We start from the raw sequence: 13879 nt of genomic DNA, 5'->3' as shown, positions 1-13879 counted from the left end.
TATTGCGGGGTTGGGTTAAATGTTTTCCGATATAGGCTTCTATTGATAATTAACATTATACACATATTTTTATAATTAATTTTTAGAAATGTATATATAAGATGTTAATTATGAACCTTAATAGTTAACAGATCATGGGAAAAACTTCAAAGATGCATAATTATGATAACTTAAACATCAGATTTATTATACTATTTTAAGAGGGTGTAATTTCTGTGATCGAAGCGATGAAAGGAATTGGCGAGTATATCGTAACTGGAAACTTAACCCCAGACATTTTCCTTGAGAAAATATGTCAGCCCCTTGTGGAGATAAAGCCAAATAAAGAAAACTCTGAGAGATCCCAGAAACAGCTAATAGTATTCTTGAATTTCAACACAAATAAAAATGTTATAGAATTTGATTTTGAATCTATAAATGCTGAGGGAAAAGACTCAAAGACAGAATTTTTATGGATTGGAGATTCAATTCGACACAAATTGTATTGTCCCGTAACTACAAGAAAACTAGACAGACTGCTAACAACTACAATTTCTGAACTTATTGAGGCTTCAAATGAAGAAATTCCGCCTTTAAAAACAGTTTTACATGATTTCTTCAATAAAATAGAGTTTAAAGCTGGTAGTAAAAATGAAATTCTTTATTTTATAAGACCTGATAAGTTTGAATTCTCTGAAGATATTAATCAAGAATTGAAAAATATTTCAGATAGATTACTTGTTTCTACAAACGAGCAGGAAATTAAAAAACAGCATGAAGCTTTGATAAAAAGCATACAAAACTCAATTTTAAATTCACTGAATTTAACAAGTATGGATATCTCTCTTTTTACACTGAAGGTAGATGGTCAATTAATATGCCAAACACCCCAGTACAAGAAAATGATTTATGATGAAAAAATTGGAGTACTTTTTGGTATATCTAGTAAATATCAGCAAAGAAAAGCTATTTGTTCTATCTGCAGTTGCTCTGGGCTGATAACGACTAGTGACTCAACAAATTTTAAATTCAAGCTTTATATGCGTGATAAAGTTAGCTTTTCATCCAATTTTGATGGAAAGTTTACAAAGAATTACAATATTTGTAAAGACTGTTATCAGCATTTACTCATTGCAGAAAATTTTATTGCTACAAATCTTCGGTCTAAAATTGGAGGATTAGATTACTATATAATTCCTCATATTATAATTCAAACAGAAGATTTTGATTTTGAAGAACTTTCTAAAAATCTTATATTAAAAACAAATTCTATCGCAAATTTGACTAAGTTTGAAAAAAATTTAATCAAAGAAATTAGTAATGATTCAAGTTTTGTAATTAATTATCTTTTTTATTATAGTCCTTCTGGGAGTAACGAGTTTAAGGCCTTGAAATTAATCAAGGACGTGCCACCAAGCAGATTGAGTTTCATACAACGCTGTGAAGAAGAAATTATGAGTTTGGTTAATAATAAATTTGAAGGTAATTCTCAGCTAATAATTGATTTAAATAAGCTATGGAGTTGCATACCTTCTAAAGAAGTGAGAAATAATCAAAAAAAAGTAGAGAAATACATTGGGACTTCAAGATATTTAGAAGTAGTAGATTCTATTTTTTCAGGCAACATAATTAATGTTCAATTCCTTATTTCACAGTTTAACGAAGCTATTCGGATACTAAAATACGAAAGAGATGGATATAATATTAAAATTTCTGACAATTTTGCTTTAAAAATGCTTCAATTAAACTTATTATTGTTATTTTTTAAGAGATTAAATCTAATAGAGGGTCTGAAAATGTCTAGCACATCTAAAATAGACATCAATATAATTCAAGATATGATTCCAGAACAAATACTGGATTATTGGGACAATCTTGAAATTTATGAGGATAACCAAAGGAAAGCTCTGTTCTTGTTAGGATATATGATTGGCGAGGTTGGAATTTCACAGTCTTCTAAGGAAATTAAAAACAAACCAATTTTGGACAAAATAAATTTCCAAGGTATGAGCATTGAAAAGTTAATACGATTAGCAAATGAAATCCCAGAGAAACTAAGACAGTACGGAAAATTGAGCTATAATGAGAACATAAATACAGCCTTCAGAATTCTTTTTGAAAGCAATATTGAAAAGTGGAAATTATCTAATCAAGAAAACGTCTTCTACGTTCTATCAGGATACTCATATTCGAATTATGTTTCATGGATAAGATATAAAAAAAGCACTGAAGACCTGCTCCTGACAAAATCTGAAATTATTGATAAACTGAAACATGGTCAAGTGAATACTGAAATCTATGGAAAATTATTAACTGAAGCAAAAAATTTGATTTACGGTGAAAGAAAAGATTTTAGAAAAGCGAGAGAACTTTTAACGCAAATTTCTATCGATGATAAGAAGGTTGAACCATGAGCAAAGCTGAGAATATAAATGAAGTTATTAAAAATAATAGTGAAATTTTATTCATTTATGATGCAAAAATGTGTAATCCTAATGGAGATCCTGATGATGAGAACAAACCCCGAATGGATTATGAACGAGGAGTCAATTTAGTTTCAGATTTAAGATTTAAAAAATATATGAGAGATTATCTGGCTGACTTTAAAAATTATGAAATATTCGTTTCAAAAGTTCAAGGCGAAACTGTTGATGCAACAAATCGTCTAAAAAAATTAATTGAAAAATTTAAAGATGAAATTAATAATAGTAATGACTTAAAGGATCTCATTAAATCTGATAAAGCCGAAGAAAAAAACCTTTCAAAGCATTTGCAATGGCTCTTATCAAAACTTATTGATGTAAGATTCTTCGGTGCAACAATGCCTATAAAAAACGAAGGTGGAAAAGGAGCTTCAATCACTTTTACCGGCCCTATTCAATTTAATTGGGGTTATTCGCTGAACAAAGTTGTTGGTCCTATGGAATCTAGTGCTATTACTTCTACTTTTGCGGGAGCTAAAGAGGACTATAGCACAATGGGAAAGGATTACAGAGTAAATTACTCATTGATAGCTTTTCATGGAATAATTAGCGCAAATAGAGCAAAATCTACATACCTCACAAGTTCAGATATTAACATTTTTGATGATGCGATCGTAAAATCAATCCCTTTGGAAGCTACAACGAGAAGTAAGACAGGACAAAGCCCACTCCTTTACATTCGAGTGCAGTATAATAACTGTGAATATTTCATGGGGGATCTAAGGAAATATCTAAAGATAGTGGATGAGCAAAATAATGAGTTGTCATTTGATGATACTGCTAAGTTTAGATCTCCTAAAGATTACAAATTAGATGTGAGTGAACTTTGCGCGAAATTAAAAAGCAGTGACAACATGATACAAAATATATATTTCTGGAAAAATTCGGATCTTAACGTGGTTGGATGGGAACCAACCAGTAATAAGAAAATCGTTGAACTGTGAGAATGAAACAGGATGGCACAGAAATGGTATTTAATAAAATCTCTCCACAGAAGGTCTTGATATTCGACATAATGGGTCCGATGGCCCATTTTAGAAAATACTACACCAATTCCTCTTCTTTAAGTTATTTAGTGCCTCCCAGAACGGTTATAATTGGACTAATTGCCGGAATATTAGGTTTTCCAAGTGAAAAACATACTGAGTCAAAAAATGACGTTTACTATGAAAAATTAAATTATGATAACTGTTTTGTAGCAGTCTCAAATAAAACAAAAACTAGGAAAATAATGCAGACTGTTAATTATCTCAAAATCACAAGAATAAATCATGTAAATGGAAGTGGTGGTGGTACACAAATTCCTCTAGAAATATTATTGTCAGAAGGTAGTCAAGAAGTGGTATATAGAGTTTATTTCTCTCATAGAAATGAAAGTATTTATAATGCTTTGAAAAACCGCTTAAAAGACCATATGTTTGTGTACCCACCTTATTTGGGATTGACTGAATTTCTGGCATCAATAGATTATATTGGAGAGGGGAGTATTGAAAAGAATTTAAATGAAAAACTTGAAATTTCTAGTGTCTGTAAAATAAAGGAAATAGAGCTTGATTTTAGTGATAGAAAACTTCAATATGTTACTGAGAAAATGCCAACTGATTTTTTGAATGATAGAACCCCTTTAGAGCCTGCGGAATATGTCTCAGAAATTAACGGTGGTTGCATTAAAATTAAGAGGGCTATAAACTCTTTTTGCTATTCTGTAAGGTATCTTGATAGTGATGTCTTAAAAACAGATAACATCATATTTATGTGAACGGAAGAGATAAAATGGAATTTTATTCCCATTGGGACCCTGAAACATCCAAGGGGACAAAATTAGTGGATCATCTCAGGGTGGTCGCAGAGTCAAGTAAAGAAATAATATTGTCTAAAGATCTCAATGGACTAGATAAATATATTCTTGGAGATGTCGCTTATCTTATTGGTCTTTCTCATGATTTTGGGAAATATACAATATACTTTCAAAAAAAGTTAAAGGGCTTTCGAGATAAAAAAGATCCACTTGCGAATCATGGACTAATTTCTTCATTTTTTTCGTTTTATCTCATACGACAGTATTTAGAGAAAAATTGTCTAGATAACATTAAACCGTTTAAATACCTCCCATTAATAGCGTTTTTTTCTGTAAAGCATCATCATGGAGATTTAAAAAACGTCGACGATGACCTTGACTCCTCAAATCTCCTTAATTCTGGATTTAATAACATCAGTAAACAATTAGAAAATATTAATATCAACAATTCTCAGATTAAAAGTGAGTATTCCTCACTGCTGTATGCTTATAATATAGATATAAACAAATTATTTGATAATCTGGTTCCTTATGAGAAAAAAGTTCATTACTCTACTGAAATTGAAGATTTAATCACAGATTTAGATCCGCAACTAAATTTTAAGAATAAAAGTGATATAGAACTAATATATTATTTTCTAGTTTTGTTACTATACTCATCATTAATCGATTCCGACAAAAGACATGCTGGAAATGTCAGAGAAATTGAAAGAAGAATCATTAATGAAAATCTTGTAGAGAGTCATTTTCTTGGTGAGTCTTTTGAAGAAAATAACACGAGTAATATAAACAATATTAGAAATGAAATAAGGAAGTCGGTTGTAACAAATATTACTAACCCCAAAAATATAAATAAAAAGATCTTTACTATCACGGCTCCAACCGGAACTGGAAAGACTTTAACATCTCTTTCTGGTGCTTTGAAGTTGAGAAAATTAATAAAGAAACATCTTGATCTGCAAAGTGAACCCCGTATTATTTATTCACTACCTTTTACTAGCATTATAGATCAAAATTACAATGTATTTGATAAAGTATTAAACCAAATTGATGATTTCAAAATTAACCAAAGTCGGTATCTTTTGAAACATCACCATCTTTCCGAGATTTATTATAAAACTGAAGATCTCGATCGTGAAAGCGATATTGATGAAAGTCTGGCGTTAATAGAATCTTGGGAATCAGAAGTAGTGGTGACAACTTTTATCCAGTTATTCTATAGTTTAATTGGTTTCAAAAATAAAAGTTTAAAGAAGTTTCATAGCATTGTAAACTCGATTATTATTTTGGATGAAGCTCAAAATATACCTATAGAGTATTGGAATTTAGTTAGAACGGTTCTCATTGGAATGACTGAATATTTCAACTGCAGAATCATTCTTATGACTGCTACGAAACCTCTTATTTTCAGAGAAGGAGAATATACGGAACTTGTCGATAACTACCGGATATATTTCGAATCACCAGAACTAAATCGTGTAGTTTTAAATATAGATACTGAAAAAAAAGAGCTTGCTGAGTTCTGCGATCAATTGAATAATTGGTCTAAAAGATCATATCTTTTTGTTTTTAATACAATTGGTTCGTCATTAGACTTCTACTCATTATTAAAATCCAAAATTAAGCAGATGGGTTTGCAATTTAAGATATGTTATCTATCAACTAATGTCCTTCCGAAAGAAAGAAGGACACGAATCAAAAATATAAAAAATTTATTAGGTAATAAAAATTTATTAGATAACGGCGAAAAAATTATTGTTATTTCGACTCAGCTTATTGAGGCTGGAGTAGATATTGATTGTGAGTGTGTTTATAGAGATATTGGTCCATTAGATTCAATTATACAGGTTGCTGGAAGATGCAATAGGAATAAGTTATCTAATAAAGCGGAAATGCACTTGGTGCATTTAATCGATGAAAAAGGTAATTCGTTTGCTAAAATATATGATCCAGTGTTATTAGATATTGTTAAAAATATTTTTAGAGACAAGGAGATAATTCCCGAAAGTGAATTTTTACAATTAATAGATGATTATTTCCAACAGGCAAAAAGGAAATCTGCAAGCGAAACAAAGCTTATAGATTCTTTATATAAATTATATTTTTATGATAAAACTCCTGATACGAATAAAAAAATTCCAATTTCTAACTTTAAACTGATTGAAGAAGATTTTTTCAAAATAGATATTTTTGTAGAGATCGATGAAGATGCCTCCAGAGTTAGAGAAAAATTTTGTGAAATAAAAAGTATTAAAGATCCTCTCAAGAGAAAAAAAGAGTTTTTGAAAATTAAGAACCAATTCTATGATTATGTAATTAGTGTATCTAAGGATCATGCTATTGGATTCAAAGAAGGAGAACTAGGTATCGTCAATAGCTATGAAATAGAATTATATTATGACAAAATAACTGGATTTAAAAGGAACAATAACGGTGGGGGGAATTTAATTTGTTAAATAATGAGATGATACTAAAAACTTTCACCTTGACTCTCAAATCTTCCCAACCAATATATGGTTCCTCAGTTCAACTTAGAGGTTTTTTTGCAACTAAATTCAATGAATATGCTCTCCTTCATCAGCATAACACTGACAAATTCATTTATAATTATCCTCTAGTTCAGTACAAAATGATTAATAAAAAGCCAACGGTCATCGGGATCAATGAAGGAGCAGATGTTTTAATAAATATTTACGATAAGTATGACGAAATAAGGCTTAAAGATAATGTTTATGAAATTGTCGAAAGGGAAATTTCATACAAAAATGAAGTGTTCGGCATTTCAGACAAATTTCACACCTACAACTTTGAAACTCCTTGGTTTGCCCTTAATCAGGAAAACTTCACTGACAAATACAAAAGGATAGATTCTAATGAACAAAAAGAACTGCTTCGGAAAACTTTGGTAGGAAATATTCTTTCAATGTCCAAGTCTCTTGGATATACTGTTCCCAGCCAGATAAAATGTGAACCAAACCTTCAGCCTGGAATAGGAAGCATGAAAGGAGTAAAAATTGCTACGTTCAAAGGAGAGTTTATGGTAAACTTCCTTATCCCAGACTATTTCGGCTTGGGAAAATCCGTATCTCGCGGTTTTGGGACGGTGAAAAGATGCAGCTTGTAATCAATACTCACGGTTCATTTTTAAAAAAGCAGAACAACTGTTTCCTTGTTAAAAACGATGACAAGGTTTTCGAAGTCTCTGAAAAGAAAGTTGAAAGCATTTTAATTACAACATCTGCAACCATAACAACCGATGCGATCAAATTTGCAGTAGAAAACAATATCGACATCATTTTTCTGGATAACTTCGGGGACCCTTACGGCAGAGTCTGGCACTCAAAACTTGGAAGCACAACTTACATAAGAAGAAGGCAGCTTGAAATTTCGGAAGAGCCCGAAGGGTTCAGGCTTGCAAAAGGCTGGATTGAACAGAAGATTGACAGCCAGATTCTTTTTTTGAAAGACCTCAAAAAGAACAGGCCTGACCAGAAGGACGAGCTTGATGATTATATTTCCGGAATGGAAGACATGAAAGCCCAGCTTGAAGCCCTTGAGGGAAAACTTGATGAGATGCGGGGAAAAATAATGGGCCTTGAAGGAATGGCTTCCAGGCACTATTTTGAGGCTTTGAGTTTTCTTTTGCCTGACAGGTGGAAATTCAATGGCAGAAGCCGAAATCCTGCAAAGGATGAGTTCAATTGCCTTTTAAATTATGGATATGGGGTTTTGTATTCAAAGGTGGAAAAAGCGTGCATTATAGCAGGGCTTGACCCTTATGTTGGTTTTAACCATACAGATGACTATAACAAGAAATCTTTTGTGTTTGACCTGATAGAAATGTACCGCATCCACATTGACAGGACAGTTTTCAACCTATTTTCGAAAAAGCAGATTTCAGACAGCTTTTTTGATGAAATCCCTAATGGAATGACTCTCAATAAGGAGGGGAAAGCCGTCCTCATCCAGGCTGTCAATGAGACTTTTGATAAAGAAATAAGCTACAAGGGAAGGAACATAAAAATTGGAAACACAATCCAGTTCGATTGCCACAGGATTGCAAACAGCCTGATCGGGAAATAAAATTTTTAACGCGATAAGTTTGTGAAATGATAACATAATAATTTGATAGAGTAATAATTCGATAAAAGTAAAAATGAGGGGACTGGGTTTGCTTGTCTGGGTAATATATGACATTACGGATAACAGGGCTCGCCAAAAAGTAAGTGACCGTTGTAAAAGCTATGGGCTTTACAGGGTTCAGAAAAGTGTATTTTTAGGAGACCTGAACACAAATGACAGAGACTCTCTGGGCCTTGAGTGCGAAGAACTAATTGACGCCGAACATGATTCTGTATATATTTTCCCGATGGACGAGCAGTCATTCAAGAAAGTCCAGCTGCTTGGTCAGGCTTTTGATAAGGAGCTTGTCAGTGATGAAGTGATTACCAAATTCTTCTGAGTTTTGAGGTATTTATGACGAATTCTGAATGTACGGTAAGTAATCAGCGGGCTGAAATAGGCTGTGAAGAAATAGCTCTTGAAAATGACCCCGATGGTGAAGAAAGGACATATATTGAGCCTGATTCTGATAAAGATTCCGGGTCAATAATTAGAATTTCGGATGTGCTTGAATACCTTTTTTGCCCCCGCTTTATCTACTATATGTACTGTCTCGATATTCCCCAGCATGAAGAGAAAAGGTTCAAGGTTATCAAAGGCCGCGAGGTCCATGAAACAAGGAAACTAACCAACAGGGATTACGTGAGGAAAAAACTTAACTGCATGAGGAAAGAAAGTGACGTCTTCATTGCTTCAAAACAACACCATATAAAGGGAATAGTTGACGAGGTGCTTTTTCTTGAAGATGGGACTGCTGCTCCTCTTGAATACAAATTTGCCGAGTATAAAGACAAGATTTTTAAAACCTATAAGTTTCAGCTGGTTTTGCAGGCTCTTTTGATCCGGGAAAATTACAATATTGAAGTAAACCGTGCTTACATCTGTTTCACCCGCAGCAACAGCCTGGTCAAAGAAATGGAGATTACTACTTCTGATTTCAAAAAGGCTGAGAAAATTATCGAAGAAATACTCGATATCGTTCAAAAAGGCTTATATCCCAAGACTTCCAGATCTTCTAGAAAATGCGTAGATTGCTGTTATCGGAATATCTGCGCATGAGAAGTTTTTCTTGTATTTATAAAGGGTTTGATAATTTTCCAGCAAGAATTTTAGTCCCAAAAAAGGGCTCATTTCAGGCCTTTTCTGGCCAAATAGCGGAAAATTTTGCCCTATTCGTGAGCAAGATCCATTAAAACAAGGATTGAAACTTATATCATATACAAACTGTCTAGTTCCGATAGCTTGCGTTATTCGTGAGCAAGATCCATTAAAACAAGGATTGAAACACTTAATTCCTTTGAGTTCTGCGTATCTCATTATTATTCGTGAGCAAGATCCATTAAAACAAGGATTGAAACCAATCCCGTAACTCTCAACCCCCGAAATATAACATTATTCGTGAGCAAGATCCATTAAAACAAGGATTGAAACACATCAGATATGGAAATTATAGCAATTTTGACGGATTCGTGAGCAAGATCCATTAAAACAAGGATTGAAACATTCGTGGACGGCGGGGGGTAAACCGATATGTATTAATTCGTGAGCAAGATCCATTAAAACAAGGATTGAAACAAACATATATGAAAAAATTAAAAATATCTTAATAAATTCGTGAGCAAGATCCATTAAAACAAGGATTGAAACTACGCTTGATAGATCCCTTGATTCAAAAGAGGATAATTCGTGAGCAAGATCCATTAAAACAAGGATTGAAACCAAACCGTTTCCGTTTTTTGAGATCTCATTCTGAAAATTCGTGAGCAAGATCCATTAAAACAAGGATTGAAACAGAGCTTCACAAGCAACGTCCCTAGCTCCCTGAACAAGAATTCGTGAGCAAGATCCATTAAAACAAGGATTGAAACTGACATTCGCGTCCGTTTCCGAGGCGCAGCGTATGAGAATTCGTGAGCAAGATCCATTAAAACAAGGATTGAAACAGGGTAGACTTCAGGTTAGAAAGGAAAGTCTTAGCGGATTCGTGAGCAAGATCCATTAAAACAAGGATTGAAACTTTTTCATAATTCCTTTGAGAATCTGCCCATACACAATTCGTGAGCAAGATCCATTAAAACAAGGATTGAAACATAGGATTTAAGGGGAACTCTGGAAGCGGGACAAATTCGTGAGCAAGATCCATTAAAACAAGGATTGAAACCGGATATCTTAAAAGCATAATCAGCATATTGATATATTCGTGAGCAAGATCCATTAAAACAAGGATTGAAACCCTTAAAAACGGCTCCATGCATAATTCGGCATTGTATTCGTGAGCAAGATCCATTAAAACAAGGATTGAAACCAAGATCTTTATCAAGCCCTTCCTCAAGTGGTTGAATTCGTGAGCAAGATCCATTAAAACAAGGATTGAAACCTAATTGGAGGCTCTAAAAGGTATTTCGGCTTGCTTATTCGTGAGCAAGATCCATTAAAACAAGGATTGAAACAATGTGTCTCATCAGCATAAGAATAGTGGCACTTCGAAAAATTCGTGAGCAAGATCCATTAAAACAAGGATTGAAACATTACAGTTTTAAAGGATAATATGCCTTTGTTCTATTCGTGAGCAAGATCCATTAAAACAAGGATTGAAACCCCAGACTCCCCATATGGTGATATAAATCCAGCAAATTCGTGAGCAAGATCCATTAAAACAAGGATTGAAACTATACACAAGCAACAAACTATATATATACTCTAGTGATTCGTGAGCAAGATCCATTAAAACAAGGATTGAAACTGTTTTTGTTCCCACGCCTTTTTGCATTCAGAGATTCGTGAGCAAGATCCATTAAAACAAGGATTGAAACCTTTTTTAACCCCGTTCTTGGCTTCTTCAAGAGTCATTCGTGAGCAAGATCCATTAAAACAAGGATTGAAACATTATACCAATGTTCTATATAGAAATTAAAAAGAGATTCGTGAGCAAGATCCATTAAAACAAGGATTGAAACCTCGTACGGCGCTGCATTTTCATACGGAAAAGCTATTCGTGAGCAAGATCCATTAAAACAAGGATTGAAACTCGTATGGCCCAGGATTATCATAAGAACATGAGAAAATTCGTGAGCAAGATCCATTAAAACAAGGATTGAAACTATGTTGATTCGTGTTTCAAAGATACTGAATGGGTATTTATTCGTGAGCAAGATCCATTAAAACAAGGATTGAAACTAAGGGCAGAGTCCTCAACCTTGGCTGCTTGATATGCATTCGTGAGCAAGATCCATTAAAACAAGGATTGAAACCTACTATGATACTGGAAAAATGAATGAAGATTCAGATTCGTGAGCAAGATCCATTAAAACAAGGATTGAAACTTGGGATTATAATCGTTCCCAACTACATAATTCGCATTCGTGAGCAAGATCCATTAAAACAAGGATTGAAACTCCAAAAGTGGTTGATCGGAAGTCCTGGGATGATATATTCGTGAGCAAGATCCATTAAAACAAGGATTGAAACTACTCTTTAACCAACCCTTCAAATGCTGGACTTATAAAATTCGTGAGCAAGATCCATTAAAACAAGGATTGAAACATAGTGTCCTGGCCGAAAATGAGATAAAACCGTATGAGATTCGTGAGCAAGATCCATTAAAACAAGGATTGAAACATTCTGTTTGTCCTTCTGGGCTTTGCATGTCTATATTCGTGAGCAAGATCCATTAAAACAAGGATTGAAACTTTTTTCCAAGAGTTGAAGAATTTAGGGGGACTAATTCGTGAGCAAGATCCATTAAAACAAGGATTGAAACAACTAGTATTTGGGAATACTTCATGATATGATTCTATTCGTGAGCAAGATCCATTAAAACAAGGATTGAAACAGGAGGAGTCATTATATCTCGATCTGCAAAAATATATATTCGTGAGCAAGATCCATTAAAACAAGGATTGAAACCATCATGGATGCATAGTCCTTCTGCTCCCTTTGTGTATATTCGTGAGCAAGATCCATTAAAACAAGGATTGAAACTTCAGTTCTCCGACCCCGAGGTCCAGGCCCTCTACATTCGTGAGCAAGATCCATTAAAACAAGGATTGAAACGTTCTATACTTCCGAATGTTGCCTCTACCGCGAATATTCGTGAGCAAGATCCATTAAAACAAGGATTGAAACTCCGATACCGGGAGCGATAGGTAATGACTCTATATTCGTGAGCAAGATCCATTAAAACAAGGATTGAAACATTAATGAATTAACAAGACAAAACAGGAATAAAATATTCGTGATCAAGATCCATTAAAACAAGGATTGAAACATATTGGTTCGTCTGCTGTAGAAACGGGGGTTAGCCCCTTATAATCATTCGTGAGCAAGATCCATTAAAACAAGGATTGAAACTTGCTGTGTTTGCGAGGATTCCGTTTCCTGCAACATTCGTGAGCAAGATCCATTAAAACAAGGATTGAAACCGCCCATGAAGAGCATTAGGGCGGTTATTGCTGTGTATTCGTGAGCAAGATCCATTAAAACAAGGATTGAAACATTTTGCAGAAGTAGACGGTTCTGGCTCCACATGGGAAATTCGTGAGCAAGATCCATTAAAACAAGGATTGAAACCAAACCATAAAGGAATGGACTATAAAACCTGAGTACATATTCGTGAGCAAGATCCATTAAAACAAGGATTGAAACTTGGGGATAGCTCCCCTAACTCCCCTAGCTGGTAGTGATTCGTGAGCAAGATCCATTAAAACAAGGATTGAAACATCAGTTCTGCGTCGGGATTTCGAATATTATGTACTATTCGTGAGCAAGATCCATTAAAACAAGGATTGAAACAGATTTGCCTACAAAAATACAAAATTGAAATATTAATTCGTGAGCAAGATCCATTAAAACAAGGATTGAAACAGTTCTCAACCGCGCCTTTCTGCTCCGCTTCCTGCTATTCGTGAGCAAGATCCATTAAAACAAGGATTGAAACGTCCTTCAATAGCCCAATTCAGTACGCCAGGTAATTATTCGTGAGCAAGATCCATTAAAACAAGGATTGAAACAACGTTTCGTCAAACAATCCGCGAAAAAAATTACTTATTCGTGAGCAAGATCCATTAAAACAAGGATTGAAACCTCTATATGAAACAATATTGAGTATGTTCAAAGGATTCGTGAGCAAGATCCATTAAAACAAGGATTGAAACTTATCAACGCTACAAAAATAGGAAAATCCATTACGTTTATTCGTGAGCAAGATCCATTAAAACAAGGATTGAAACAAGATTTCATATGCCTTCTGTTCATGTCCTGCAGCAATTCGTGAGCAAGATCCATTAAAACAAGGATTGAAACCTAATATATTGAAAGGATTATCGGGTGGTGCAAGTATTCGTGAGCAAGATCCATTAAAACAAGGATTGAAACCAATCGTACGGAATGGTGATATAATGGCTGAAATCATTCGTGAGCAAGATCCATTAAAACAAGGATTGAAACCAAATAAAGATGGAATTTCAAAAGATCCTCTGTTATTCGTGAGCAAGATCCA

The 13879-nt window shown here is 34.0% G+C and carries 8 protein-coding genes and 1 CRISPR repeat array; all 8 genes read left to right on the top strand.

Annotated elements, in window-relative coordinates:
• Positions 1-215 precede the first annotated feature (215 nt).
• The 8 genes from BP861_RS05485 to cas4 all read left to right on the top strand — a co-directional run bounded on the left by BP861_RS05485 (position 216) and on the right by cas4 (position 9441).
• Entirely contained in the window at positions 216-2393 is a 2178-nt protein-coding gene (locus tag BP861_RS05485; protein ID WP_292373358.1) for a TIGR02556 family CRISPR-associated protein, read from the top strand.
• Positions 2390-3406 carry a type I-B CRISPR-associated protein Cas7/Csh2 gene (gene cas7b / locus BP861_RS05480; RefSeq protein WP_292373356.1) on the top strand — a complete coding sequence of 339 codons (1017 nt, stop codon included), beginning with the start codon at positions 2390-2392 and terminating at the stop codon, positions 3404-3406. Before BP861_RS05485 ends, cas7b begins: the two co-directional genes overlap by 4 nt.
• Before the next feature lie 2 nt (positions 3407-3408).
• Positions 3409-4221 carry a type I-B CRISPR-associated protein Cas5b gene (gene cas5b, locus BP861_RS05475; RefSeq protein WP_292373354.1) on the top strand — a complete coding sequence of 271 codons (813 nt, stop codon included), beginning with the start codon at positions 3409-3411 and terminating at the stop codon, positions 4219-4221.
• Positions 4218-6716 (top strand): CRISPR-associated helicase Cas3', encoded by a 2499-nt coding sequence (gene cas3, locus BP861_RS05470; protein WP_292373352.1) that lies wholly within the window; start codon positions 4218-4220, stop codon positions 6714-6716. The genes cas5b and cas3 overlap by 4 nt, the downstream gene beginning before the upstream one ends.
• Positions 6717-6724: 8 nt before the next feature.
• Positions 6725-7384: a CRISPR-associated endonuclease Cas6 gene (locus BP861_RS05465; protein WP_292373460.1), complete on the top strand. Its 660-nt coding sequence runs from the start codon at positions 6725-6727 to the stop codon at positions 7382-7384.
• Complete coding sequence (gene cas1 / locus BP861_RS05460) at positions 7372-8343, top strand: CRISPR-associated endonuclease Cas1 (RefSeq protein ID WP_292373350.1); 972 nt, start codon at positions 7372-7374, stop codon at positions 8341-8343. Before BP861_RS05465 ends, cas1 begins: the two co-directional genes overlap by 13 nt.
• Positions 8344-8416: 73 nt before the next feature.
• Positions 8417-8722, top strand: coding sequence for a CRISPR-associated endonuclease Cas2 (cas2, locus tag BP861_RS05455; RefSeq protein ID WP_292373348.1), 306 nt, complete (start codon positions 8417-8419; stop codon positions 8720-8722).
• A gap of 14 nt (positions 8723-8736) precedes the next feature.
• Entirely contained in the window at positions 8737-9441 is a 705-nt protein-coding gene (cas4, locus tag BP861_RS05450) for a CRISPR-associated protein Cas4 (protein ID WP_292373346.1), read from the top strand.
• Positions 9442-9553: 112 nt separating this feature from the next.
• A CRISPR array of direct repeats spans positions 9554-13827; the repeat unit is 37 nt; unit sequence ATTCGTGAGCAAGATCCATTAAAACAAGGATTGAAAC.
• Between the last annotated feature and the right edge of the window lie 52 nt (positions 13828-13879).

It is taken from the genome of Methanosarcina sp. UBA411 (assembly GCF_002495725.1).
In the GTDB taxonomy this organism is placed as follows: Archaea; Halobacteriota; Methanosarcinia; order Methanosarcinales; family Methanosarcinaceae; genus Methanosarcina.
Note: the sequence above shows the minus strand (reverse complement) of the source record. Positions and strands in the feature narration are given on the sequence as shown.

Coding starts and splice junctions, on each gene's coding strand:
- cas7b (WP_292373356.1), top strand. CDS start 2,390: ATGAGCAAAGCTGAGAATATAAATGAAGTTATTAAAAATAATAGTGAA.
- cas5b (WP_292373354.1), top strand. CDS start 3,409: ATGAAACAGGATGGCACAGAAATGGTATTTAATAAAATCTCTCCACAG.
- BP861_RS05465 (WP_292373460.1), top strand. CDS start 6,725: ATGATACTAAAAACTTTCACCTTGACTCTCAAATCTTCCCAACCAATA.
- cas1 (WP_292373350.1), top strand. CDS start 7,372: ATGCAGCTTGTAATCAATACTCACGGTTCATTTTTAAAAAAGCAGAAC.
- cas2 (WP_292373348.1), top strand. CDS start 8,417: ATGAGGGGACTGGGTTTGCTTGTCTGGGTAATATATGACATTACGGAT.
- cas4 (WP_292373346.1), top strand. CDS start 8,737: ATGACGAATTCTGAATGTACGGTAAGTAATCAGCGGGCTGAAATAGGC.